The following is a 22,958-nucleotide window of genomic DNA, read 5'->3' as shown; positions in this document are numbered from 1 at the left end:
CATCCCCCTTACACGGCTTCGGTCCGGGCGTCAGCCGATCGCGACGGCGATGGCCGTCGCGATCACCGCGAGCAGCGGCAGGGTGCCCTGCATGGCCGCCGCGCGGGCCTTGGTGCGGTCGGAGAGCACGAGGACGAGCGCCGCGGCGAGCATCATGCCCGTCCCTGCGAACACGAGCGTCAGTCCGACCGTCGGCGCGCCGACGATCACGAGACCGATGCCGAGCAGCGTCGTCAGGGCGAGGAAGAGGTTGTAGAAGCCCTGGTTGAAGGCGAGCTGCTTCATCGTGACGGCGTCCGCCTCGCTCGGCACGCCGAAGATCTTGCGGGTCTCGGGCTCGGTCCACTTCAGCGACTCGAGCGCGAAGATGAAGACGTGGAAGGCGGCGGCAGCGGCTGCCAGGACGAGACCGACGATGAGCATGACTCGATCGTATCGAGCGGCCGCCTGTCAGACGAGGAAGATCGGCAGCAGGCCGGGATTGTGCGCGTGCACGAGCACCCCGAAGACGACCGCGTCGAACAGCAGGTGCACCGTGACCACGTAGGCGAGCGAGTGCGTGCGCAGGAAGATGAAGCCCTGCAGAAGGGCGAACGGAATCGTGAGCACCGGCCCCCAGGCCCGATACCCGAGCTCCCACAGGAACGAAACGAACACGATCGCCTGCAGCACGTTCGCGAGCGCATCGGGGAAGTGTCGGCGCAGCAGCGCGAAAACGGTGCAGATGAAGAACAGCTCGTCCCAGATGCCGACGGCTCCGACGCCGACGAAGAGCCGGGCGATGAGGTCGGGGGTGTCGACGACGGGCCAGTTCTGATAGACGCCGCTCGTGATGAAGTAGAAGGGCAGGATGAGCCAGCCGAGCACGAGCACGGCGACGAGCCAGCCCCACTGCAGCCTGCCCCAGCGCCTGCTCGAGCGCCAGGGGAAGCTGATCGCGCGATCGCGGAACACGAAGCGCGAGACGAGGTACGGCACGGCCACTGCTCCACCCAGCGCGAGGGTGAAGCGCAGCATCGCGAGGTTGTCGAGCTCGGCGGCGAGCGGGATGACGCTGACGATCAGCATCCCGAGCGCGATCAGCGAGAGGTCGCGCGTGAGCGACGGCTCACGGCGCACGCCGATGACGCGGGCGGATTCCCGACGCGAACCCACGCTGACGACCCGGTCGGGTACGCGGAGCCGACTCCGCTCCACGAGCCACGCCGACAGGATGCCGAGGGCGAGGAGCACCCAGCCGAGCCACGGCGTCTCGAGCACGAAGAACGCGGGCGCCGCGAGGCAGACCGACACCGCAGGGGCGATGCCCGGCCACACCGCCGCGTCGCTCCTCATCTCCGTCACGCGCCGCGGGGCTTCCGGCGGTACACGAGGTCGCGGATGTCGCGGCCCTTCGCGATCCCCTTCCGCTCGAAGGCGGTCATGACGCGACCCTCGAAGCGCTCCGCCCACTCCCCCTCGAACGCGCGCTCGAAGTCGGGCTCGGCGTCGAGGACCTCTCGCATCTGCAGGGCATAGTCCTCCCAGTCGGTGGCGAGTCGCAGCAGACCGCCGTCGCGCAGAGCGCGCGCGGCCGTGGCCCCGAATCCCGGTCGGATGAGGCGGCGCTTGGTGTGCTTCTTCTTGTGCCAGGGGTCGGAGAAGAACACCCATACCTCGGCGGCGGCCCCCTCGGGGAGGTACGACGCGAGGACTTCCGGAGCGTTGGCCTCGACCACGCGCAGGTTCCTGGCGCCCTCGCGATCGGCGTCGAGCATCGTGCGCGCGAGGCCGGCACGGAACACCTCGACCGCGAGGAAGTCGTCCTCCGGACGGGAAGCGGCGGCCGCGACGATCGCGTGCCCCTGTCCGGACCCGATCTCGACGTACAGGTCGGCGTCTCGGCCGTACTCGACCGCGGGGTCGAGTCGTGCCTCGGGGTGCACCGAGGTCCACGCGACGTCCCGGGGGACGTCGAGCAGGTAGTGCGGGCCGAGCTCCTCGAAGGCGCGCTCCTGGGCGTCGGACATCCGGCCGCTGCGGCGCACGAACGACACCGGTTCGTCACGGAAGGTGCGGGGTTCGGGCATGTCTCCAGGGTAGTCGGCGGCTTCCGGCGCGACCGACCGCGCTCAGCCCGCCGGTGCCGTCACGAAATCGATGAGCTCCTCGACGCGACCGAGCAGCGCAGGCTCGAGGTCGCGGTAGCTGTGCACCTTCGACAGGATGTGCTGCCATGCGCGCGCCGTGTCGGCCTGGGTCTCGTGCGGCCACCCGAAGGCGCGGCAGATGCCCGTCTTCCAGTCGGTTCCGCGCGGGATCTCCGGCCACGCCCGGATTCCCAGCGCCCGCGGGGTGACGCACTGCCAGACGTCGACGAACGGGTGGCCGACGATCTTCACATGGCGTCCGTGCGGACCCCGCGCGACGGCATCGGCGATCCTCGACTCCTTGGATCCGGTGACCAGGTGATCGACGAGCACGCCGTAGCGACGCGTGGCGCTCGGCGGCTCCTCTGCGAGCAGGTCGTCGAGGAGGTCGACGCCCTGCAGGTACTCGACCACGACGCCCTCGACCCGCAGGTCGGCGCCCCACACCTTCTCGACGAGCTCTGCATCGTGGCGGCCCTCGACGAGGATGCGGCTCGGAAGGGCGATCCGCGCGCGCTGGTCGGCGACCGCGAAGGAGCCGGATGCCGTGCGCTTCGCGCCCTGCTGCTTCGCCGCAGGCGGCGTCAGCCGCACGGCCGCGCCGTCGATGAGGAATCCGCCGCCGAGCGGGAAGAGGCGTCTGCGCCCGACACGGTCCTCGAGCTCGACGTTGCCCGCCTGCACGCGCGTGACCGCGCCGACATAGCCGTCTGAGGCGACCTCGACGACGAGGTCGATCTCTGCGGCCACGTCCGGAACGGGCTTCTTGCCCCGCTCTCTCCACCCCGCCGCGAGCACGTCGGATCCGTACCTGTCGTCCATGCCTCCCAGCGTATGTGTCTCCGCTGACGGCGAACGCCCATCCGCTCCCGGATGGTGTCGCGTGTCGGACTCAGTGCATAGACTCGTGCCATGGGGCTCGGCTGCCGGTCGGAGGGAAGACGATGAAGACACGGTTTCTCGCGCTGGCTGCCGCCGCAGTGACGTCCGCCCTCGTCGTGCTCTCCGCCCCCGCCGCTCTTGCGACCGATCCCGTCACGCTCGACCCCGGATTCGTCACCGACGACGCCGGCGTGCTCGACCAGAGCGAGAAGCAGGCCGTCGAGGACCGCCTCGAGCAGCTCAGCGAGGCCTCGTCGGTCGAGCTCTTCGTCGTGTTCGTCGACGACTTCACCGCTCCCTCCGACAGCATCCAGTGGGCCGACACGGTCGCAGACGACAACGGGCTCGGATCCGACCAGTACCTGCTCGCGGTCGCGGTCGAAGGTCGGAACTACTACATCTCCGCCGCGTCGGACGGACCGTTGAGCGGCGGCAAGCTCGACGCGATCGAAGACGAGATCCTCCCGCAGATGCGCGATGAGGACTGGAGCGGCGCCATCATGACCGCCGCCGACGAGATCCAGGGCGACGGCGGGGCGGGTGCCCTGCGTGCCACGCTCATCGTGGTCGGCATCGTCGTACTCGGCCTTCTCGTCTGGCTCGTGATCGCTCTCGTGCGCCGAGCGCGCCGCAACGCGGCGATCCGGGCCCGGGGCGCGATGCCCGAGAAACCCGACCCGAACGACCCCTTCTCGACCCTGACGGACGAGCAGGTGCAGACGCAGGCCGGCGCCGCCCTCGTACGGGCCGACGATGCGATCACGTCGAGCCGCGAGGAGCTCGGCTTCGCCGTGGCGCAGTTCGGCGAGGCCGCCACGGCCGAGTTCAGCGGCGCGGTCGAGACGGCGAAGGCGAAGATGTCCGAGGCGTTCGATCTGAAGCAGAAGCTCGACGACGAGATCGAGGACACGATCCACGACCGTCGCGCCTGGCACATCCGCATCATCCAGCTGTGCGACGAGATCGACGACGTGCTCGAAGACAACGCCGAGGCTTTCGACGCACTCCGAGAGCTGGAGCAGAACGCGCCGCGGGAGCTCGAGCGCGTGCGGGGCGAGCGGGCGGCCATCGACCCGGTCCTGGCCGGGGCCGGAGCCGCGCTGGCGAACCTCGCCGCGACCTACGACCAGCAGGCGCTCGGCACCGTGACCGACAACCCGGCGCAGGCCGCCGAGCGCGCGGCGCTCGCGGACCGCTCGATCGCCGGTGCCGCGCAGGCGATCGCCGACGGCCGCACCGGAGAGGCCGCGTTCGCGATCCGCACCGCTGAGCAGTCGGTCGCGCAGGCCGCGCAGCTCGTCAAGGCCATCACCGACCTGGGCGCCGACCTCGGACGCATCGAGGCGCAGGCGCAGGCCCTGATGGCCGAACTGCAGGCCGACATCGCCGCCGCCCGGCAGCTGCCCGACTCCACCGGGACGATCGCGGGCGTCGCCGCCGCGACGGCGCAGCAGCTGCAGCAGGCGCAGGCCAGCAGCACCGGCGCTGGGCGCAACCCGCAGCGGATGCTCGAAGCGCTCACCGCGGCCAACACACAGATCGACGCCGCCATCGCGCAGGGCACGCAGGCCGTCGAGCGCGCCCGACGCACGCAGCAGATGATGGAGCAGACCCTGGCGCAGGCCGAGTCCGAGATCCGCGCCGCGCGCGAGTACATCGAGACCCGCCGAGGCACAGTCGGGTCGACGGCGCGCACGCGTCTCTCGCAGGCCGAGTCGACGCTGACCCAGGCGCTCGACCTCCGCTCGTCCGACCCCGACGCCGCGCTCTCGCAGGCGGGCCGCGCCCTCGATCTCGCACGGCAGGCGACGGCGTCCGCGCAGGCGGACGTGGCGGCGATGAACCCGAGTCGCTACGAGAGCGACGACTGGGGCGGGAGCATCTTCGGCGGAGGCGCAGTCAGCAGGGGCGGTGGTTCCGGCCTCGGCGGCGACATCCTCGGCGGCATCATCGGCGGTCTGCTGTCCGGAGGAGGCGGCGGTGGCGGAGGCTCTTCGCGCCGCAGCAGCTGGCGGTCCAGCGGCAGCGGCGGCTTCCGCAGCTCCGGCTTCGGCGGGGGCGGCCGATCGAGTGGCCGCAGCGGCCGTTCGGGAGGTCGACGCTTCTGAACCGCAGACACCCAGACACCCAGACCTCGACTACGACCCTCTGAAAGGAACACGCATGACCAAGCAGTCCATCTTCGGACGTATCTCGACCCTCGTCCGGGCGAACATCAACTCGCTTCTCGACTCCGCCGAGGACCCGCAGAAGATGATCGATCAGCTCGTCCGCGACTACACCAACAGCATCGCGGACGCGGAGTCGGCCATCGCCGAGACCATCGGCAACCTGCGCCTCCTCGAGCGCGACCACGAGGAAGACGTACAGGCCGCGACCGAGTGGGGCAACAAGGCTCTCGCCGCCAGCCGCAAGGCCGACGAGATGCGCGCGAGCGGTAACGCCGCCGACGCCGACAAGTTCGACAGCCTCGCGAAGATCGCGCTGCAGCGCCAGATCAGCGCGGAGCGCGAGGCGACCGGCGCCGAGCCGCAGATCGCCGCGCAGACCGAGATCGTCGACAAGCTCAAGTCGGGCCTCAACGGCATGAAGGAGAAGCTCGTCGACCTGAAGAACAAGCGCAGCGAGCTGCTCGCCCGCGCCAAGGTCGCCGAGGCGCAGACCAAGGTGCAGGACGCCGTGTCGTCGATCAACGTCCTCGACCCGACCAGCGAGCTGGGCCGCTTCGAAGACAAGGTGCGCCGCCAGGAGGCGCTCGCTCAGGGCAAGGCCGAGCTCGCCGCCTCGAGCCTCGACGCTCAGTTCGAGAGCCTGGAAGACCTCGGTGAGCTCACCGAGGTCGAGGCCCGCCTCGCCGAGCTGAAGGCCGGCGGCTCCACCGCGTCGCGCCAGGCCATCGAAGGCTCCTGACCCACTCCGCGGATGCCCCGGACGACCGCGTCCGGGGCATCCGCACTTCCCCGGGAGGGAATCATGGTGCGTTTCCTCGTGGTGCCGCAGTGGCAGGGGTCACCGGCGGCTCGCGCGATGCTGCTCGTCGACGGCGCGTCCGCCATCGCCGGCGACCTCCCACGGGCAGCGACGACGGTGCTCGATGTGCCGGTCGAGGCCGGCGAGGCGCTCGGCACCGGTGTCCGGCGTCTCAGCGCGCTGCGCCGCACTCGCGAGCTCGTCGCCGAGAGCATGACCGCCGACACGGTCGTGATCGGCGGCGACTGCAGCGTCACGGTGGCCGCGCTCGACGCGCTGCCCGGCGGGACCGACGACATCGCCGTCGTGTGGTGCGATGCGCACGGCGACCTCCACTCCCCCGAGACCTCCCCCTCCGGGGCGTTCTCGGGCATGGCGCTCCGCGCCGTCCTCGGCGAGGGCGAACCGCAGCTCGCACTCTCCCCCGGCGTACCGCGCGACCGTGTCGTCGCGGTCGGGATGCGCAACCTCGACGACGGTGAGATTCCCGTGCTCGACGGTCTGCGAAGGCTCTCGGTGGCCGACCTCGATCAGCCGCACGCGCTCGCGGACGCCGTCGCTGCGACGGGCGCCTCGCGTGTCTGGGTGCACATCGACGTCGACGTGCTCGACCCCTCCGAGATGTCGGGCGTCACCGACGCGGCGCCCTTCGGTGTCGCGCCGGGCACTCTGAGCGCATCGATCCGCGCGCTGCGCGAGCGGGTCCCGCTGGCGGGCGCCACGATCGCCGGTTTCGCTCCGCGCTCGCCCGCCGACGCTGTCGACGACCTCGGCGCGCTGCTGCGACTCGTCGGAGCGGTCGCATGACCTCCGAGTGGCGGCCGGCCGCCGAGCAGGCGCTGGAGCGAGGGCGACGCCTCGATCGTCGTATCCCCTCCTTCCTGCTGCGTTCTCCGCTCAGCAGGCTCGGCTACTGGTGGGGCACCGCGGTCGGATGGGTCTGGGGGTCGCTGTGGAGCACCGGTCCGGTGGAGCGCCGTGCAGGCCTCTGGGTGTTCCGCGGGATGCCGCGGTGGACGTACAACCGCGGCGGCGTGTGCGTGGGCGGATGCTTTCTCACCGGCGACTCGCGGCCGAGCGAGGCGATGCTGCGGCACGAGGCCGTGCACAAGGCGCAGTGGCTTCGCTACGGATTCCTCATGCCCGTGCTGTACCTGGTCGCCGGCCGCGACCCGCTGCGCAATCGCTTCGAGATCGAGGCCGGTCTGGAAGACGGCAACTACGTCAGGCGCACGCACTGACGGATCATGCGTCCTGGAAACGGGAATGGGTCAGCGGTCGGAGGGCAGCAGACCGAATCGCTCGGGGGCGTGGATTCGGTGCGCGTCGACCTCGAGCGTGCCCGTGAGGTGCTCGACGATGTCGGCGGTTCCGAGGTAGCCGCCGAGCAGGGTGATGTTCGTCTCGTCCTCGTCGTCGCACAGCATCTCGTCGGCCCAGGCGCAGGTCGCGCGCGCGAGAGCCTGGCCGGGTGCGCAGGAGCGACCGGTGCCGGGAGCACCCGAGCGCCGGTCACGGGCGAGCCAAGTGACGGTCATGCGCCCGGGGGCGTCGATCGCGCCGATGTCCGACGCCTCAGCGACCTCGATGAAGATGCGGCCGGAGGCGCACAGCGGCAGAGTCGCGAGGAAGGCCTCCAGCTCGGCGAGGGAGTTCTCGTCGGCCGTCACGAGGTGGTGCGCGCGACGGCGAGCGGCGCGACGTTCGGCGCGCGTGCTGCGGGTGTCGAGGGAAGCACTCATGATGCTTCGATCGTACACCAAGTGAAGGCTTGCCTAACCTACTTCGCCCACCGGTTCCCCCACCGGTTCGACGAGAGTCGATCGAAGGGCCGCGAGCTCGGCATCCGTCATCCCGTTCGCCCGCAGGTAGCCGGCCGCCGATCCCCAGCGTTCGTCGACCACCGTGAGGAGCGTGCGCATGACCTCGGCGGGCGACTGGGTCGCGAGGGCGACAGCGTGCACGGCCTCCGGGTGCTGAGTGCGCAGGTAGGCCGCGATGCGTCGGGACCGCTCGGGCGGCAGCTGCGATTCGGTCAGAGCGTAATCGTCGATCACCGCTTCTCGATCGGCGCCGACCGCGGAGAGGGCGAGGGCGACCGTGACCCCCGTCCGGTCCTTCCCGACGGTGCAGTGCACGAGCGTCGGCTCCCCCTCGGCGATGACGCGGATGGCGGCGACCAGACGATCGCCGCTCTCCTCGAGCAGGTGCAGGTAGAGGTCGTCCAGGCTCGTGTCGCTCTCGAAGAACGACCGCACCGAGCCGAGGAACAGAGGCAGATGGGTCGTCTCCGGTCCTTCGATCCCGCTGGGCTCGGCGGCGACCTCCTCGCCGTCGCGGAGGTCCACGATACGGCTGACACGGTGCCGTAGCGCGTCGGCTCCCGAGGTCGTCGCGCCTGACAGCTGGCCGGAGCGCAACAGGATGCCGGAGCGGATGCGTCCGCCCTCGGCCGGCATCCCTCCGACGTCGCGGACGTTGGTGACGCCGTCGATGTCGAGGATCGTCATGCCTGCGCCTGAGGCGTGCGCGGTGGCACCGGATAGCGCCCGGCGATCACGACGCGGTTGAAGGCGTTGATCGAGATGCACGCCCAGCTCAGCGCCGCATACTCCTTCTCGGTGAAGATCGCCCCGACGCGGTTGTAGACGTCGTCGGAGATGCCGTCCTCGGAGATGAAGGTGAACGCCTCGGCGAGCTCCAGAGCCGCCTGCTCGCGATCGGTGAAGACGTCGCTCTCGCGCCAGGTCGCGATCTGCATCATGGTGTCGGCGTCGACTCCGGCGGCCGTGGCGCGGTCGACATGGACGCGGGTGCAGTACGCGCAGCCGTTGAGCTGCGAGCAGTGGATCATGACGATCTCCTTGAGGCGGTCGTCGATGCCGTTCGCTGCACAGATCTGACCGACGGTCTTCGCGAAGGCGTCCAGAGCCTGGTATGCAGTCGGCTCGGTCTTGGAGAGGTGCACCCGCGTCTCGGTCATACCTTCATGATATTCCGCAGCGGCGCGGAGGTAGCTGGAAGCGAGACGACGCTCGGAATGCATACCGACAAGTTGAGCGCCTCTAAAGCCAATATTTCGCGAACCCGTCCACGTGAATAGCTGTGCGATTTGATCTCGCATTTCCGCGGCGCCTACCGGACAGAGCAGAATGACGTCGTGGCGACCGACATCAGCGAGTTCAGCTATCTTCCCGCACAGGCCGAGTCCCTGGGCGTTCCGGTGCCCGAGGTCGAGCGACTCGTGCTCCCCCTCCCCGGCGGGCGCCGGGTGAGCGGACTCCGCTACGGGGTCGAGCCGCCGCGCATCACCTTCCTGCACGGCGCAGGGCTCAACGCCCACACGTGGGACACCACGGTTCTCGCCCTCGGAGAGCCCGCGCTCGTGATCGACCTCGCGGGCCACGGCGACTCCGCCTGGCGGGACGACCTCGACTACACCCCGCGAACACTCGCCGTCGACATCGCGTCCGCCCTCGACGCCTGGACCGACCGACCGCAGCTCGTCGTCGGACAGTCGCTCGGCGGTCTCACGGGGGCCGCTCTCGCTGCCGCCCGCCCCGACCTCGTCGCCGCACTGGTCGTCGTCGACATCACCCCGGGCATCGACACCTCGGCCGGGCCCGCAGCTCTGCGGGAGTTCTACGCCGGCCCCACGGATTTCGCGACCCGCGACGAACTCGTCGACAGGGCCATCGCGTTCGGCTTCGGCGGCAGTCGCCCCGACACAGAGCGCGGCGTGTTCCTCAACACGCGCGTCCGCGACGACGGCCGTGTCGAGTGGAAGCACCACTTCGCCCACCTCGCCGCACAGGCCCTCGCCGCCCACGACCCCGGCGAGGCGTCGGCGCCGTCCGTCCTCAGCGCCGCGGGGTGGGACGACCTCGCGCACACCGACGCTCCCGTCACGCTCGTGAGGGCGGAGCGTGGATTCGTCACCGCGGCGGACGCCGACGACTTCGCCCGCCGTCTCCCCGGCGCGACCGTGATCGCGCTCGACGCCACGCACAACGTCCAGGAGACCGCGCCCCGCGAGCTCGCAGCGCTGATCGCCGAGCGTCTCCCTTCCGAATTGTGACGTTCCGTTCCCGAACCGACCCCGACCCCTCCGACTCGTCCCTAGGCTCGATCCATCGGCACACAGCAATTGCCGCACCGAGAGGAATCCCACCCATGTTCCGACGTACCAGGCGACTCGCGCTGATCTCCGCGATCGCGGCGAGCGCCGTCATCCTGAGCGCCTGCACCGGCTCTCCCGAACCGGAGAGCACGGCGCCGGTCGGCGACCCCGATCCCGACGCGACGCTGCAGGTCGGGCTCGTCCTCGAGCCCACCAACCTCGACATCCGCCGCACGAGCGGAGCGGCGATCGAGCAGATCCTCATCGACAACATCTACGAGGGCCTCGTGAGCCGCGACGAGGAGAACCAGATCGTTCCCCGCCTCGCCTCCGACTACGAGGTGTCCGACGACGGCCTGACCTACACGTTCACGCTGAACGAGGGCATCACCTTCCACAGCGGCACGGCGCTCACGTCGGCCGACGTCGTCTCCTCCTACGAGGCGGTGCGCACCGACACGACCCTGCAGGGGAATGCCGAGTTCGCCGCCGTGGCGTCGATCACGGCACCCGATCCGACCACCGTGCAGATCGTCCTCGCCGAGCCGAACCAGAACTTCCTGTTCTCGCTGACCGGCCCGGCCGGCCTCGTGTTCCAGACGGGAGACACGACCGACCTCAAGACCGCAGAGAACGGCACCGGTCCGTTCACGCTCTCGCGGTGGAACAAGGGCAGCACCATCACGTTCGCGCGCAACGACGCGTACTGGGGCGAGCCTGCGGGTGTGGCCGAGGTCGAATTCCAGTACATCCCCGACTTCACGGCCGGTGTGAACACCGCCCTCGACGGCGGCGTGCAGGTGCTCACCGCCGTCGATCCGAACCTCGCGCCTCAGCTCGAGGACTCGGGCGACTTCACCCTCACCACCGGTCGCACGACCGACAAGGCGACGCTGGCGTTCAACAACGCCAAGGCGCCGCTCGACGACGTCCGCGTGCGCGAGGCGCTCCGGTTGGCGATCGACCACGAGGGTCTCGTCGAGGCGGTGGGCGCCGGCTCCACCCTGTACGGTCCGATCCCCGAGCTCGACCCAGGCTACGAAGACCTCTCCGACGTCATCTCCTACGACCCCGAGAAGGCGAAGGAGCTGCTGAAGGAGGCAGGCCAGGAGGACCTGGAGCTCACCCTCACGATTCCGAGCTTCTACGGCACGACCGTGCCCAAGGTGCTGATCTCCGACTTCCAGAAGGTCGGCGTCACACTGAAGGTCGACTCGGTCGAGTTCCCGACCTGGCTGGAGGACGTGTACACGAACCACGACTACGACCTCAGTTTCGTGCTGCACGTCGAGCCGCGCGACTTCGGCAACTTCGCCGACCCCGAGTACTACTTCGGGTACGACAACGCCGACGTGCAGGACCTGTACGCGAAGGCCCTCGCCGAGGTCGACCCCGACGAGTCGGCGAAGCTGCTCGCCGAGGCGGCGCGCATCGTGTCGGAGGACCACGCGGCGGACTGGCTCTACAACGGCGCCACGATCACGGCGGTCAGCCCGCTCGTGAAGGGGTTCCCGCAGGACTCCATCAACTCGCGCATCGATCTCGCCGGCGTCACCGTCGCCGCCGAGAAGTGACGGCGACGCGCACTCCGTGATCCGCTACGCGCTCGTCCGAGGAGCCCTGCTCGTCGCAGGGCTCCTCGTGTCGAGCGTCATCATCTTCCTCACGCTCCGCGTGTTCCCCGGCGACGTCGCGCAGCTGATCGCCGGAACCCAGGCCTCACCGGCCGAGGTCGAGGCGCTGCGCGAGTCGCTCGGGCTCAACCGTCCGCTCCCGGCGCAGTACGCGGACTGGATCGGCGGTCTCTTCCGCGGCGACCTCGGGACGTCCCTGCTCTCGGGCGCGTCGGTCGGCGAAGAGCTCGCGCAGAAGGCTCAGGTGACGGTGCCGCTCGGCATCCTGTCGCTGCTCATCGCCGTGCTGATCGCTGTGCCCTTCGGCATCCTCGCGGCTCTGCAGCGCGGTCGACGCGCCGGGACCGCCCTCAGCGTCGGGGCCCAGGCCCTGGCTGCCGTACCCGTCGTGTGGGCGGGCATGATGCTGATCGTCGTCTTCTCGGTGTGGCTCGGCTGGCTCCCGCCGCAGGGCTTCCCGCGCACCGGCTGGAGCACCCCGGGCAAGGCGCTCGAGTCGCTGCTGCTCCCGGCGCTGACGATCGGCATCGTGGAGGGCGCGATGCTCATGCGGTTCGTCCGCAGCGCCACGCTCCAGGCCGCCGGCCAGGACTTCGTGCGCACGGCGGCCGCGAAGGGCCTCACCCGGACGCGGGCGCTCGTCTCGCACGGCATCCCGGCCGTCGGACTGTCGATCGTGACAGTGCTCGGCCTGCAGGTGGCCGGGATCATCGTGGGCTCGGTCGTGATCGAGCAGCTGTTCACCCTCCCGGGCATCGGTCGCATGCTCGTCACCGACGTCGGCACGCGCGACCTCATCAAGGTGCAGAGCGAGCTGCTGGTCCTCACCGGATTCGTGCTCGTCGTCGGATTCGTGGTCGACCTCGTCCACCGCGCCATCGACCCGCGGCAGAGGGAGGCCTGATGTCGGACTGGTTCGCCCGGCTCTGGCGCAGCGGCACGGGACGCTTCGGGGTGATCGTGGTCGCCCTCATCGCCGCGACCGCCCTCGTCTCGCTCTTCTGGACGCCGTTCGACCCCCAGGACTCCGATCTGCGGTCGCGTTGGGCGACGCCGAGCTGGCCGCATCTGCTCGGCACCGACGACACCGGTCGCGACATCCTCAGCCTGCTCATGGCCGGAGCCCGCACCACGGTCTTCGTAAGCGTCGGCGCGGGGCTGGTGGCCACCGTGGTCGGCATCGCCCTCGCGGCGCTCGGCGCCCTCACCTCGCGCTGGCTGAGAGAGACCGTCGCCGTGCTCGTCGACATCCTCATCGCCTTCCCCGTGCTGCTCATCGCCATGATGATCTCCTCGGTCTGGGGCGGCTCCCTGTGGGTCGTCATCTGGTCGGTGGGCATCGGCTTCGGCGTCAACATCGCCCGTGTCACGCGGCCCGAGCTGCGCCGCGTGCAGCAGAGCGACTTCATCCTCGCGGCGCGAGCCGCCGGCCTCACCGCGGGCCAGAGCCTCGTGCGCCACCTGCTGCCGAACGTCGCCCCGGTGTTCATCGTCCAGCTGTCGTGGTCGATGGCCGTCGCGGTGCTGGCCGAGGCGGGCCTGTCGTACCTGGGCTTCGGAGCCTCGGTCGTCGAGCCCAGCTGGGGTCTGCTGCTCTCCGATCTGCAGCGCTACATCGGAGTGCACCCCCTCTCGGTGATCTGGCCCGGACTCGCGATCACGATCACGGTGCTCGCGCTCAACCTCCTCGGCGACGGGCTGCGCGAGGCCACCGACCCGACCCTGCGGCATCGAGCCGCCGAGACGCACACTCCGGCGGTGGTCGCATGAGCCTCGAGGTCGACGGTCTCGTCGTCGAGATCGACGGGCGCCGTGTGGTCGACGGCGTGTCGTTCTCGGTTCCTGACGGCGCGCGAGTCGGTCTGATCGGCGAGTCCGGTTCGGGCAAGTCCCTCACCGCCCTCGCCGTGCTCGGGCTGCTCCCCGACGGCGCGACCGCGAGCGGCAGCGTCCGGTGGAACGGCACGGAGCTGATCGGGATGCCGGATCGCGAGCTCGCCCGACTGCGCGGCGATGAGATCGGCATCGTGTTCCAGGAGCCCCGCACCGCGCTGAACCCGATCCGGACCGTGGGCAGGCAGATCGCCGAGTCGATCCGCATCCACGAGGGCATCGGTCGCAGGCAGGCGCGGGAGCGCGCGGTGCAGGAGGCGGCACGGGTGCGTCTGCCCGACCCCGCGTCGATCATCGACCGCTACCCGCACCAGCTGTCCGGCGGCCAGCGGCAGCGCGTCGCGATCGCGATGGCGCTCGCCTGCCGGCCGCGTCTGCTCATCGCGGACGAGCCGACGACGGCGCTCGACGTGACCATCCAAGCCGAGATCCTGTCGCTGCTGCTGTCGCTCGTCGCGGACCAGGGCATGTCGCTCGTGTTCATCACCCACGATCTCGCCGTGCTCGCTCAAGTGGCCACGCACGGCGTCGTGCTGGAGCACGGACGCGTCGTCGAGCAGGCGCCCGTCGCCACGCTGCTCACCGCGCCGACCTCGCCGATCACGCAGGGGCTGCTGCGAGATGCGACCGCGACCCTGTGGCGCCCGGAGGGAGGAAGCCCATGAGCCTGATCGAGGCCCGCGGTCTGAGCCGCGACTTCGTGGTCCCCCGGCGTGCCGCGTTCGAGCGCGCACGACGGCAGACGGCGCTGGCCCCCACCGACCTCGATGTCGCCGCCGGGTCGTCGGTCGGCATCATCGGTGAATCGGGCTCGGGCAAATCGACGCTCGTGCGGCTGCTGCTCGGCCTGGACACGCCGACGACCGGCACGGTCGATGTCGGAGGCAGGCGCGTCGACGCCACGGCATCCGCTCGCTCGCTCCATTGGCTGCGCCGCGAGACCGGCCTGGTGTTCCAGGATCCCTACGCCTCGCTCGATCCCCGGATGACGGCGGGGCAGATCATCCGCGAGCCGCTGTGGGCCCTGGGGATCGACGGCGACCACGCAGCGCGGGTGCGGGAGGTCCTCGTGCAGGTGGGCCTGGAGCCCGAGATGGCGGAGCGGTACCCGCACGAGTTCTCGGGCGGTCAGCGTCAGCGCATCGCGCTCGCTCGCGCGGTCGTGCACCGTCCGCGGATCCTCGTCGGCGACGAGCCGCTCTCGGCCCTGGACGTCACGGTGCGGGCGCAGATCCTGGACCTGCTGATCGAGCTGCGGCGCACGACCGACCTCACGCTGCTGCTCGTCTCCCACGACATCGGGGTGGTGCAGAACCTCTGCGACACCGTCGTGGTCATGAAGGACGGACACGTCGTCGAGAGGGGTTCGACGGCCGATGTGCTGCTGCGGCCCGCCCAGGACTACACCCGCGCATTGCTGGCGGCGATCCCGGTCATCCCGCACGCCGAGCCCTGAAAGCGGCATGCCGCTGCGTCAGCGGGCGGCTCCCCCGAAGAGCCGCCGGCGCTTCGTCGGCTTCAGTGCCCGCCGCATGTAGACCGTGCCGAGGTCTCGGCCGAACTTGTGCCCGACGCGACCCATGCGCCCGGCCTCGACGAACCCGAGCCGCTCGTGCAGTCGGATCGACGCCTCAGCCTTGCTGTCGCTGATGACCGCCACCATCTCGCGGATGCCCAGCTGCTCGCACGCGTCGATGAGAGCCTGCAGCAGCGCCTTCCCCAGCCCTTTGCCGCCCGCGCCCGGACCGAGGTAGATCGAGTCCTCGACCGTGTACCGGTAGGCGTTCTTCCCCGCCCACGGCTGGGCGAGCGCGTATCCGAGCACGACGCCCGAGGGCGACACCGCGACGAGGAACGGCAGGCCGAGCTTGCCGAGGAGCGCGAACTTCTCGCGCCAGTACGGGATGCTGCTGCGGCGCTCGTCGAGCGTCACGACGGAGTTGCTCACGAAGTGGTTGTAGATCTCGCGCACGTGGCCCAGATCGGCCGGGCGAGCGGGACGGATGCTGTACGAGAAGACGTCCGGCGTCTGCTGCGGGCGCAGATGGCGCGGCAGGACACGGCGGCGGTCCCCCGGCTCGAACTGCATGCGATCAGCTTAGGGGCCGCTCCCCCTCGACGCGCCAGTCGATCGGATCGGCGCCGAGCTCTTCGAGCAGCGCATTCGCGCGGGAGAACGGCCGGGAGCCGAAGAAGCCGCGGCTCGCCGACAACGGCGACGGGTGCGCGGAGGCGATGACGGGGGTGTCCCCGAGGAGCGGCTGCAGGTTCGCGGCATCCTTCCCCCAGAGGATCGCGACGAGCGGCCGGTCGCGCGCGACGAGGGCGCGGATCGCGAGCTCGGTGACCTTCTCCCAGCCCCAGCCGCGGTGCGAGGCCGCCTCGCCGGGACGCACCGTGAGCACCCTGTTGAGCAGCAGCACCCCCTGGTCGCTCCAGGCCGTGAGGTCGCCGTGCGGCGCGGGCGGAATGCCGAGGTCGCTCTCGCGCTCCCGGTAGATGTTGCCGAGGCTCCGCGGCAGCGGGCGCACGTGCCGCTCGACTGCGAACGAGAGCCCGATCGGATGCCCGGGGGTCGGGTACGGGTCCTGCCCGGTGATCAGCACCTTCACGTCGCTGAGCGGGCGCTGGAATGCGCGCAGCACGTCACCGCCCGCAGGGAGGTAGCCGCGCCCCTCGGCCTGCTCGGCGCGCAGCCGCTGCCCCAGCGCGGCGATGGTGTCCTGCTCGGGCGCGAGGGCCTCCGCCCAGCCCGGATCGATCGCGCCGTCGGCTGCGAGCTCGGCGAGGCTGCGGGCGGTCACGACTCGTCGACCGCGCGCACGCGGAGCGGCCCGCGGGCCAGCAGGTGGTTGGCCGACTGTGCGACCGGCCGCATCGTGACGAGGTCGAGGTTGACGTGACCGGGCGCGTCGAGGGCGTAGGCGATCACGTCGGCGACGTCTTCGGCGAGGAGCGGCTGCTCGACGCCCGAATACACGGCCTCCGCGGCCGCCTTGTCGCCGCCGAGGCGATTGAGCGTGAACTCCTCCGTGTGCACGAGGCCGGGCGCGACCTCGGAGACGCGGATCGGCTCACCGTTGAGCTCGAGGCGCAGCGCGTGCACGAGCATCGCCTCCGCGGCCTTGGCGGCGTTGTAGCCCGCACCGCCCGGATACGCCACCTGTGCGGCGGTCGAGGTCACGAAGAGCGTGTCGGCGTGTCCGTCGACAGCCGCCGCTCGGCGCAGGAGCGGCAGCAGACCGGCGACAAGCCGCTGGCTCGACAGCACGTTCGCATCGAACATCCACTGCCAGTCGGCGATGGATCCGTCCTCGACGCGGTCGGTGCCGCGCGCCCCGCCCGCGACCTGAACCAGCGCGTGCACCGGTCCCGTCGCGTCGAGCTCCTCCACCAGGGCGGCGACGGCATCTCCGTCCGTCAGGTCGCACGCGATCGCGGAGGCACCCGTCTCGGCGACGAGGGTCGCGAGCCGATTCTCGCGGCGGGCCACGCCGACGACATCCCACCCGCGCGACCGCAGCGCGCGCACCGTGGCCTCCCCGATTCCCGAGCTCGCCCCTGTCACCACTGCACGCCTGTTCGCCATGCCATCCACCGTACGATGTTCCGCAGGAAAACGCGGGCGCACACTGTTACGTCACATTTCCCGGTCGTTGTTGACAAGCAACGATCTTCCGTACTGTCGCTGCAAGGCATCAGCCGCACCGACCTTCCGACCGTTCCAGGGGGAACACATGTCCGCACCCGAGACCTGGCGTTTCGAGACCAAGCAGATCCACTCCGGCGCAGCGCCCGACCCGGTCACCAAGGCCCGTGCGACGCCGATCTACCAGACGACCTCGTACGTGTTCGACAGCGCGGACCACGCGGCGAACCTCTTCGCCCTCGCGGAGTTCGGCAACATCTACACCCGCATCCAGAACCCGACCCAGGATGTCCTCGAGCAGCGCCTCGCGGCCCTCGAAGGGGGCACCGGCGCCCTCGTGCTCTCCAGCGGCCAGGCGGCCTCGACGTTCGCGGTGCTGAACATCGCCCAGGCCGGCGACCACATCGTGTCCTCCAGCTCGATCTACGGCGGCACGTACAACCTCTTCAAGTACACGCTCGCGAAGCTCGGCATCGAGGTCACCTTCGTCGAGAACCAGGACGACCCCGAGGAGTGGCGTCGCGCGGTCCGGCCGAACACGAAGCTGTTCTTCGCCGAGACGATCGGCAACCCGCAGATCAACATCCTCGACATCCGCACGGTCGCCGACGTGGCCCATGAGGCGGGCGTGCCCCTGATCGTCGACAACACGATCGCCACCCCGTACCTGATCCGTCCCTTCGAGCACGGCGCCGACATCGTCGTGCACTCGGTCACGAAGTTCCTCGGCGGACACGGCACCACCATCGGCGGCGTCATCATCGACGGCGGCACGTTCGAGTGGTCGAAGAACGTCGAGAAGTTCCCCGGCCTCACCGAGCCGGACCCCTCGTACCACGGTGCGAGCTACACCACCGCGGTCGGCGACCCGCTCGCATACATCATCAAGGCCCGCGTGCAGCTGCTGCGCGACCTCGGCTCGTCGATCGCCCCGCAGAGCGCCTGGAACCTCATCCAGGGCATCGAGACGCTCTCGCTGCGCATCGAGCGCCACGTGCAGAACGCTCAGGAGATCGCCGAGTGGCTCGACGGCCGCGACGATGTCGCGAGCGTCAACTACTCCGGCCTGCCCTCGTCGCCCTGGTACGCGGCGGCGAACCGGTACGCGCCGAAGGGCGTCGGAGCAGTCCTGTCGTTCGAGCTCAAGGGCGGTGTCGAGGCCGGTCGCGAGTTCGTGAACAGCCTGTCGCTGTTCAGCCACCTCGCCAACATCGGCGACGTGCGCTCGCTCGTCATCCACCCGGCGTCGACCACGCACGCGCAGCTGACGCCCGAGCAGCAGCTCACCGCCGGCGTCACGCCGGGCCTGGTGCGCCTGTCGGTCGGCATCGAGAACATCGACGACCTCAAGGCCGACCTCGACCAGGCCCTGGCTGCGGCCCGCCGCGTGTCGGAGGCGGCTCGCGCCTGACCTCGCGACCTCCGCAGAAGTGCCCCGGGCCTCTCCCGGGGCACTTCTGCGTTCGGCGGCCACACAGCCGTGAACGTCGAGAATGGAGGTCCCCGCCCGGAGGAGCACCATGACCGACGTCGCATCGCCGACCGCCGCCCGTTCTCGGCGGCGGACAGCCGCCCGGGTGATCGCCGTCACGGCGGCGGCGGCGCTGCTCGCGACCGTCGCGGTGTGGATTCCGGGCGTCGTCGGCACCGCGGCATCCGTCGTCCTCCCGTGGCTGGGAATCGTGCTCGCGTCACTCGTCGTGCTCGCGTTCGTGCGCGCCCGCCGGACGCTGCTGCTCCTGCTCGTCCCCGTGCTCGTCTGGCTGCTCACGCTCGCGCCATCGGCCCCGGGGTTCGCCGCATCGGTCGACGGCCCCACCTTCACCGTGGTGAGCCAGAACGTCCGGGCTCACTCCGGCGGCGCCGCCACATCGGCCGAGCAGATCGCCGTCTCCTCCCCCGACGTCATCGCTCTCACGGAGCTCGACGGCGACAGCCTCGCATCAGCCCGCTCCGCACTCGACGAGCGGTATCCGCACTCCTACGCCGTCGGCACCGTCGGCGTGTGGAGCCGCTACCCGCTGACGAGCGCTGACGCGCTCAGCCTCGGCCTCGACTGGAAGCGCGCCCTGCGCGTGACGGTGCAGACGCCGGATGCCGAGGTCGCGGTGTACGTGCTGCACGCCGACTCTGTCCGCCCAGGTCAGCAGCAGGGCCGCGACACCATGCTCGCGAATCTCGCCGACGCGGTCGCCGAAGACAGCGCATCCTCCGTCGTCGCGGTCGGCGACTTCAACGCCGCGTCCGCGGATCCCGCCCTGGGCGACCTGCGCGGAGAGCTCGACTGGGTCCGGCCGACCGACGGCACCCTCGGTTTCACCTGGCCGGCCGCGCTGCCCCTCACCCGCATCGACCAGGTGTTCGCACGCGGCCTCGACGTCGTGTCGTCGGGCACGATGCGGGCGGGCGAGAGCGACCATCTCGCCACCGTCACGACGTTCGGCCTCTGACGACGGGCGCCCTTCGAGCGCGGTCCGACCGACGACGCTCCCGGGCGACGTAACGTTCCGTCGCCGCCGCACCCGTCACGGGAGAATGGAGACATGGACTGGCAGACGACCTCTGAAGACACGGTGCCCTCGGCACCCGTGACGGAGGCCGACGTCCGGCTGCTCCGCGCGCGACCGCCCGCGACCGGCGCCTGGCGCGACGGCGACCCCCTCGGCGGTCGTCGCTTCGCCTCCTTCGGCGCGTTCCGCACCGAGAGCGGGGCCGAACTGCCCGGCATCCGTCTCGCCTTCGAGTCGTGGGGGGAGCTCAACGCCGCCCGCGACAACGCGATCCTCGTCCTGCATGCGCTGACGGGCGACAGCCACGTGCGTGGCGAAGCCGGCGCCGGCCACCCGACCGCGGGGTGGTGGGAAGACGTCGTCGGCCCCGGAGCAGCGCTCGACACCGACCGCTGGTTCGTGATCGCCCCCAACATGCTGGGCGGATGCCAGGGATCCACCGGCCCCGCGAGCATCGGTCCGCGCGGCATCGAGTGGGCGTCGCGCTTCCCGTACCTGACGATCCGCGACCAGGTCGCCGCTCAGGTGCGCCTCGCAGACGCGCTGGGCATCGACGCGTGGGCGGCGGTGATCGGCGGCTCCATGGGCGGTATGCACGCGCTGGAGTGGGCCGCCACCCACCCCGAGCGCGTGGAGCGACTCGCCGTACTGTCGTCGCCCCCGGTCACCACGGCCGACCAGATCGCGCTGAACACGGTCCAGCTGGAGACGATCCGGATGGACCCGCGTTACCTGGGCGGTGAGTACTACGACCTCTCCGACGGCGACGGACCCCACCGGGGGCTCGCGCTCGCCCGACGCATGGCGCTGCTGAACTACCGGAGCCCGATCGAGCTGAACCAGCGGTTCCAGCGCTCGTGGCAGTCCGACGTCTCGCCGCTGGGGCACGGCGGCCGGTTCGCCGTCGAGTCGTATCTCGACTTCCACGGCAACAAGTTCACGCGGCGGTTCGACGCGAACAGCTACATCACGCTCGTCGAGGCCATGAACTCGCACGACGTCGGTCGTGATCGCGGCGGCGTCGAAGCGGCGCTCGCGGCCGTGACGGCGCGCACGCTGGTGCTCGGCATCGACAGCGACCGCCTGTTCCCCGTCGACGGACAGCACCGGATCGCCCGCGGCATCCCGAACACACTCGACGGAGACGAAGCCGTCGTCCTCGTGAGCGACTTCGGCCACGACGGCTTCCTCATCGAGACGCAGGCCGTGGGAGCGCACCTGCGCCGTCTGCTCGCGGCATGACGCGCGCGGCCGCCATCAGCCTCCGCTGAGCGTCCACGGCAGCGTCGTCGTGTCGAGGCGCAGGTCGTCCCAGGCGAACACCGCACCGCACTCCCCCGCGAGAACGCGCGTGGAGAACTCCCGCACCGCGCCGGTCGTGGCGAATGCCGCCTCGACGGACTCGGCTCCGATCAGCTGATGCAGGGTCATCCACGTCGGCGGGAACAGCGTCCACTCTCCCGTGGCGTGACGCGCGAGCGCCTGAGCCGGACTCACCCAGCGCGCGTCGACGACCTCGTCGGCGGAGAGCCGCAGTTCGCCGTCCGGCGCTTCGGCGAGGAAGAACCAGGTCCTGATCCGCACGGGCGCCTCGGCCGGCGGCTGCCACCGCGAGAGGACGACGGCGTCGTCGACCACGAGGCCGACCTCCTCCTCCGTCTCCCGGATGCCCGCACGACGCGCCCGGTCGACCTCGTCATCGTCGGGTCGACGGTCGCGCTCCTCGACCTTGCCACCCGGGAACACCCAGGCGTCGGCGAACGATCCGCGGCCGGGGCGGCGCATGAGGAGGACCTCGAGCCCGGCAGGGCTGTCGTCGGCAGGCGATCCGGGTCGCAGCAGCACGACCGTGCCCGCGACGGGAAGGTCATCGAGATCGGTCATCCCGTCACTCTACGGGCGTGGTCTCAGACCGGGAAGGAACGCCGACTCAGGGGTCGGGCACCTGCTCAGGAGACGAGAGCAGGGCGCCGCGCCTCGACGCGGTAGGCGAGGAAGGCGATGACCAACCCCGCCAGGGCGAGCACGGCTCCCGTCCACGATGGGGCGGTGAATCCCCACCCGGCGGCGATCACGACGCCGCCGAGGAAGGCGCCGAGGCTGTTGCCGATGTTCAGCGCGGAATGGTTGATCGCGGCGGCGATCGACTGGTTGTCGCCCGCGACGTCCATGAGACGCGTCTGGATCGTCGGACTGAGCGCCGCCGACACGAGGCCGACGACGAGCACGAGCGCGGCGAGCGAGACGATCCAGAACGAGAACAGCGCGAGCAGCGCGAACACGACCGCCATGACCGCGAGACCCCACAGCAGAGTCCGTCGCAGATCTATGTCGGCGAGGTGCCCGCCGACGAGGTTGCCGACCGTCATGCCGACGCCCATCAGCACGAGGACGATCGGCACCACCCACTCCGGCGATCCGGCGACGTCCGTCACGAGCGGGGCGATGTAGCTGTACACGGCGAAGAACCCGCCGAAGCCGATCGCGCCGATGCCGAGCGTGAACCACACCTGCGGGATGCGGAAGACGCCGAGTTCCTGGCGCATGGTGCGTCCGGGCGTCCCGGGGTGCTCCGGCACGAACAGCAGGATGCAGACCGTCGCGATCGCGAAGACCAGGGCGACGACGCCGAACGCCGCGCGCCACCCCCACTGCTGCCCGAGGAAGGTGCCGAGCGGCACTCCCACCACGTTCGCCACGGTCAGACCCGTCAGGATGAACGCCACGCCCTTGGCCCGGTTGCCCGGGCCCATGACGTCCGCGGCGATGAGCGCGCCGATGCCGAAGTACGCGCCGTGCGGGAGCCCCGCGAGGAACCGGGAGACGCCCACGAGCTCGAAGGTCGGCAGAACCACTGTGAGCGCGTTGAAGACGGTCAGTGCTATCGCCAGGGCGATGATGACGCGGTGCCGGGGGAACCGCGCCACGAAACCGGCGATGGTCGGAGCGCCCACAACCACGCCCAGCGCGTAGAGCGAGATCAGCCAGCCGGCCTGGCTCAGCGCGTCTTCGGGGCTCGATGCCCAGAGCGTCGGGAGCAGTTCGGCGGCGATGTTCGGGAGCAGGCCCATGACGACGAACTCGGTCATGCCGATGCCGAAGCTGCCGATGGCGAGGGAGAGGAGCGCCCACTTCGCCGCACCCCTCGATTCAGTCGAGGGATTCACCGGT

General features: G+C 70.5%; 25 protein-coding genes. 13 read left to right on the top strand and 12 right to left on the bottom strand.

The features are described 5' to 3' along the window. Positions 1-30 precede the first annotated feature (30 nt). From RAC81_RS00735 to RAC81_RS00720, 4 genes are read right to left on the bottom strand one after another with little or no spacing between them, the layout of a single operon-like run. Complete coding sequence (locus tag RAC81_RS00735; RefSeq protein WP_375080528.1) at positions 31-423, bottom strand: DUF1304 domain-containing protein; 393 nt, start codon at positions 421-423, stop codon at positions 31-33. Between the two features lie 27 nt (positions 424-450). Beyond that, positions 451-1,335 carry a CPBP family intramembrane glutamic endopeptidase gene (locus RAC81_RS00730; RefSeq protein ID WP_375080982.1) on the bottom strand — a complete coding sequence of 295 codons (885 nt, stop codon included), beginning with the start codon at positions 1,333-1,335 and terminating at the stop codon, positions 451-453. A 5-nt stretch (positions 1,336-1,340) separates the two neighbouring features. After that, positions 1,341-2,069, bottom strand: a complete 729-nt coding sequence (gene trmB, locus RAC81_RS00725; protein WP_375080527.1) for a tRNA (guanosine(46)-N7)-methyltransferase TrmB — start codon at positions 2,067-2,069, stop codon at positions 1,341-1,343. Between the two features lie 42 nt (positions 2,070-2,111). Further along, positions 2,112-2,951 (bottom strand): DUF3097 domain-containing protein, encoded by an 840-nt coding sequence (locus tag RAC81_RS00720; RefSeq protein ID WP_375080525.1) that lies wholly within the window; start codon positions 2,949-2,951, stop codon positions 2,112-2,114. A 122-nt stretch (positions 2,952-3,073) separates the two neighbouring features. Here RAC81_RS00720 and RAC81_RS00715 point away from each other — a divergent pair, with 122 nt between their 5' ends. The 4 genes from RAC81_RS00715 (at position 3,074) to RAC81_RS00700 (ending at position 7,222) form a co-directional block, all read left to right on the top strand. Continuing rightward, positions 3,074-5,119 carry a TPM domain-containing protein gene (locus RAC81_RS00715; RefSeq protein ID WP_375080524.1) on the top strand — a complete coding sequence of 682 codons (2,046 nt, stop codon included), beginning with the start codon at positions 3,074-3,076 and terminating at the stop codon, positions 5,117-5,119. A gap of 55 nt (positions 5,120-5,174) precedes the next feature. Then, a complete protein-coding gene (locus RAC81_RS00710; RefSeq protein WP_096714705.1) occupies positions 5,175-5,921 on the top strand; it encodes a PspA/IM30 family protein in 747 nt (248 codons plus the stop codon). A gap of 63 nt (positions 5,922-5,984) precedes the next feature. Further along, positions 5,985-6,788: an arginase family protein gene (locus RAC81_RS00705; protein WP_375080523.1), complete on the top strand. Its 804-nt coding sequence runs from the start codon at positions 5,985-5,987 to the stop codon at positions 6,786-6,788. Beyond that, on the top strand, positions 6,785-7,222 hold the full coding sequence (locus tag RAC81_RS00700; protein WP_375080522.1) for a Fe-S oxidoreductase: 438 nt from the start codon (positions 6,785-6,787) through the stop codon (positions 7,220-7,222). The genes RAC81_RS00705 and RAC81_RS00700 overlap by 4 nt, the downstream gene beginning before the upstream one ends. Positions 7,223-7,252: 30 nt before the next feature. On the opposite strand, the gene RAC81_RS00695 is transcribed toward RAC81_RS00700, so the two are convergent. Genes RAC81_RS00695 through RAC81_RS00685 form a run of 3 tightly spaced genes read right to left on the bottom strand, consistent with a single transcriptional unit; the run spans position 7,253 to position 8,964 of the window. Then, positions 7,253-7,723: an SIP domain-containing protein gene (locus RAC81_RS00695; RefSeq protein WP_375080520.1), complete on the bottom strand. Its 471-nt coding sequence runs from the start codon at positions 7,721-7,723 to the stop codon at positions 7,253-7,255. Positions 7,724-7,756: 33 nt separating this feature from the next. Beyond that, positions 7,757-8,491, bottom strand: a complete 735-nt coding sequence (locus tag RAC81_RS00690; RefSeq protein ID WP_375080519.1) for a tyrosine-protein phosphatase — start codon at positions 8,489-8,491, stop codon at positions 7,757-7,759. After that, positions 8,488-8,964 (bottom strand): carboxymuconolactone decarboxylase family protein, encoded by a 477-nt coding sequence (locus RAC81_RS00685; RefSeq protein ID WP_375080518.1) that lies wholly within the window; start codon positions 8,962-8,964, stop codon positions 8,488-8,490. Before RAC81_RS00685 ends, RAC81_RS00690 begins: the two co-directional genes overlap by 4 nt. Positions 8,965-9,141: 177 nt before the next feature. On the opposite strand from RAC81_RS00685, the gene RAC81_RS00680 reads away from it, so the two are divergent. The 6 genes from RAC81_RS00680 to RAC81_RS00655 all read left to right on the top strand — a co-directional run bounded on the left by RAC81_RS00680 (position 9,142) and on the right by RAC81_RS00655 (position 15,084). Further along, a complete protein-coding gene (locus tag RAC81_RS00680; RefSeq protein ID WP_375080517.1) occupies positions 9,142-10,059 on the top strand; it encodes an alpha/beta fold hydrolase in 918 nt (305 codons plus the stop codon). Positions 10,060-10,154: 95 nt separating this feature from the next. Beyond that, positions 10,155-11,675 (top strand): ABC transporter substrate-binding protein, encoded by a 1,521-nt coding sequence (locus RAC81_RS00675; RefSeq protein ID WP_375080516.1) that lies wholly within the window; start codon positions 10,155-10,157, stop codon positions 11,673-11,675. A 16-nt stretch (positions 11,676-11,691) separates the two neighbouring features. Next, complete coding sequence (locus RAC81_RS00670) at positions 11,692-12,639, top strand: ABC transporter permease (protein ID WP_375080515.1); 948 nt, start codon at positions 11,692-11,694, stop codon at positions 12,637-12,639. Then, positions 12,639-13,505 carry an ABC transporter permease gene (locus RAC81_RS00665; RefSeq protein ID WP_375080514.1) on the top strand — a complete coding sequence of 289 codons (867 nt, stop codon included), beginning with the start codon at positions 12,639-12,641 and terminating at the stop codon, positions 13,503-13,505. Before RAC81_RS00670 ends, RAC81_RS00665 begins: the two co-directional genes overlap by 1 nt. After that, a complete protein-coding gene (locus RAC81_RS00660; RefSeq protein ID WP_375080513.1) occupies positions 13,502-14,293 on the top strand; it encodes an ABC transporter ATP-binding protein in 792 nt (263 codons plus the stop codon). The genes RAC81_RS00665 and RAC81_RS00660 overlap by 4 nt, the downstream gene beginning before the upstream one ends. Continuing rightward, a complete protein-coding gene (locus tag RAC81_RS00655; RefSeq protein WP_375080512.1) occupies positions 14,290-15,084 on the top strand; it encodes an ABC transporter ATP-binding protein in 795 nt (264 codons plus the stop codon). The genes RAC81_RS00660 and RAC81_RS00655 overlap by 4 nt, the downstream gene beginning before the upstream one ends. 18 nt (positions 15,085-15,102) lie before the next feature. Here the strand turns inward: RAC81_RS00655 and RAC81_RS00650 are convergent, their stop codons facing one another. The 3 genes from RAC81_RS00650 to RAC81_RS00640 are packed head-to-tail and all read right to left on the bottom strand — an operon-like array spanning position 15,103 to position 17,217. After that, a complete protein-coding gene (locus tag RAC81_RS00650; RefSeq protein WP_375080510.1) occupies positions 15,103-15,717 on the bottom strand; it encodes a GNAT family N-acetyltransferase in 615 nt (204 codons plus the stop codon). Between the two features lie 4 nt (positions 15,718-15,721). Then, positions 15,722-16,432, bottom strand: a complete 711-nt coding sequence (locus tag RAC81_RS00645) for a uracil-DNA glycosylase (protein ID WP_375080509.1) — start codon at positions 16,430-16,432, stop codon at positions 15,722-15,724. Then, positions 16,429-17,217, bottom strand: coding sequence for an SDR family oxidoreductase (locus RAC81_RS00640; protein ID WP_375080508.1), 789 nt, complete (start codon positions 17,215-17,217; stop codon positions 16,429-16,431). Before RAC81_RS00640 ends, RAC81_RS00645 begins: the two co-directional genes overlap by 4 nt. Positions 17,218-17,365: 148 nt before the next feature. Between RAC81_RS00640 and RAC81_RS00635 the strand changes: the two genes are divergently transcribed. From RAC81_RS00635 to RAC81_RS00625, 3 genes are all read left to right on the top strand, one after another. After that, positions 17,366-18,688, top strand: coding sequence for a bifunctional o-acetylhomoserine/o-acetylserine sulfhydrylase (locus RAC81_RS00635; RefSeq protein ID WP_251585644.1), 1,323 nt, complete (start codon positions 17,366-17,368; stop codon positions 18,686-18,688). Between the two features lie 109 nt (positions 18,689-18,797). Continuing rightward, entirely contained in the window at positions 18,798-19,727 is a 930-nt protein-coding gene (locus tag RAC81_RS00630) for an endonuclease/exonuclease/phosphatase family protein (RefSeq protein WP_375080507.1), read from the top strand. Between the two features lie 93 nt (positions 19,728-19,820). Further along, positions 19,821-21,029 carry a homoserine O-acetyltransferase gene (locus RAC81_RS00625; RefSeq protein ID WP_375080506.1) on the top strand — a complete coding sequence of 403 codons (1,209 nt, stop codon included), beginning with the start codon at positions 19,821-19,823 and terminating at the stop codon, positions 21,027-21,029. 15 nt (positions 21,030-21,044) lie between these two features. Here the strand turns inward: RAC81_RS00625 and RAC81_RS00620 are convergent, their stop codons facing one another. Continuing rightward, positions 21,045-21,671: an NUDIX domain-containing protein gene (locus tag RAC81_RS00620; protein ID WP_375080504.1), complete on the bottom strand. Its 627-nt coding sequence runs from the start codon at positions 21,669-21,671 to the stop codon at positions 21,045-21,047. 65 nt (positions 21,672-21,736) lie between these two features. Further along, positions 21,737-22,954, bottom strand: coding sequence for an MFS transporter (locus tag RAC81_RS00615; RefSeq protein ID WP_375080502.1), 1,218 nt, complete (start codon positions 22,952-22,954; stop codon positions 21,737-21,739). Positions 22,955-22,958 lie beyond the last annotated feature (4 nt).

Source organism: Microbacterium sp. CR_7, from assembly GCF_041954755.1.
In the GTDB taxonomy this organism is placed as follows: Bacteria; Actinomycetota; Actinomycetes; order Actinomycetales; family Microbacteriaceae; genus Microbacterium.
Note: the sequence above shows the minus strand (reverse complement) of the source record. Positions and strands in the feature narration are given on the sequence as shown.

Coding starts and splice junctions, on each gene's coding strand:
- RAC81_RS00735 (WP_375080528.1), bottom strand. CDS start 423: ATGCTCATCGTCGGTCTCGTCCTGGCAGCCGCTGCCGCCGCCTTCCAC.
- RAC81_RS00730 (WP_375080982.1), bottom strand. CDS start 1,335: ATGAGGAGCGACGCGGCGGTGTGGCCGGGCATCGCCCCTGCGGTGTCG.
- trmB (WP_375080527.1), bottom strand. CDS start 2,069: ATGCCCGAACCCCGCACCTTCCGTGACGAACCGGTGTCGTTCGTGCGC.
- RAC81_RS00720 (WP_375080525.1), bottom strand. CDS start 2,951: ATGGACGACAGGTACGGATCCGACGTGCTCGCGGCGGGGTGGAGAGAG.
- RAC81_RS00715 (WP_375080524.1), top strand. CDS start 3,074: ATGAAGACACGGTTTCTCGCGCTGGCTGCCGCCGCAGTGACGTCCGCC.
- RAC81_RS00710 (WP_096714705.1), top strand. CDS start 5,175: ATGACCAAGCAGTCCATCTTCGGACGTATCTCGACCCTCGTCCGGGCG.
- RAC81_RS00705 (WP_375080523.1), top strand. CDS start 5,985: ATGGTGCGTTTCCTCGTGGTGCCGCAGTGGCAGGGGTCACCGGCGGCT.
- RAC81_RS00700 (WP_375080522.1), top strand. CDS start 6,785: ATGACCTCCGAGTGGCGGCCGGCCGCCGAGCAGGCGCTGGAGCGAGGG.
- RAC81_RS00695 (WP_375080520.1), bottom strand. CDS start 7,723: ATGAGTGCTTCCCTCGACACCCGCAGCACGCGCGCCGAACGTCGCGCC.
- RAC81_RS00690 (WP_375080519.1), bottom strand. CDS start 8,491: ATGACGATCCTCGACATCGACGGCGTCACCAACGTCCGCGACGTCGGA.
- RAC81_RS00685 (WP_375080518.1), bottom strand. CDS start 8,964: ATGACCGAGACGCGGGTGCACCTCTCCAAGACCGAGCCGACTGCATAC.
- RAC81_RS00675 (WP_375080516.1), top strand. CDS start 10,155: ATGTTCCGACGTACCAGGCGACTCGCGCTGATCTCCGCGATCGCGGCG.
- RAC81_RS00665 (WP_375080514.1), top strand. CDS start 12,639: ATGTCGGACTGGTTCGCCCGGCTCTGGCGCAGCGGCACGGGACGCTTC.
- RAC81_RS00660 (WP_375080513.1), top strand. CDS start 13,502: ATGAGCCTCGAGGTCGACGGTCTCGTCGTCGAGATCGACGGGCGCCGT.
- RAC81_RS00655 (WP_375080512.1), top strand. CDS start 14,290: ATGAGCCTGATCGAGGCCCGCGGTCTGAGCCGCGACTTCGTGGTCCCC.
- RAC81_RS00650 (WP_375080510.1), bottom strand. CDS start 15,717: ATGCAGTTCGAGCCGGGGGACCGCCGCCGTGTCCTGCCGCGCCATCTG.
- RAC81_RS00640 (WP_375080508.1), bottom strand. CDS start 17,217: ATGGCGAACAGGCGTGCAGTGGTGACAGGGGCGAGCTCGGGAATCGGG.
- RAC81_RS00635 (WP_251585644.1), top strand. CDS start 17,366: ATGTCCGCACCCGAGACCTGGCGTTTCGAGACCAAGCAGATCCACTCC.
- RAC81_RS00630 (WP_375080507.1), top strand. CDS start 18,798: ATGACCGACGTCGCATCGCCGACCGCCGCCCGTTCTCGGCGGCGGACA.
- RAC81_RS00625 (WP_375080506.1), top strand. CDS start 19,821: ATGGACTGGCAGACGACCTCTGAAGACACGGTGCCCTCGGCACCCGTG.
- RAC81_RS00620 (WP_375080504.1), bottom strand. CDS start 21,671: ATGACCGATCTCGATGACCTTCCCGTCGCGGGCACGGTCGTGCTGCTG.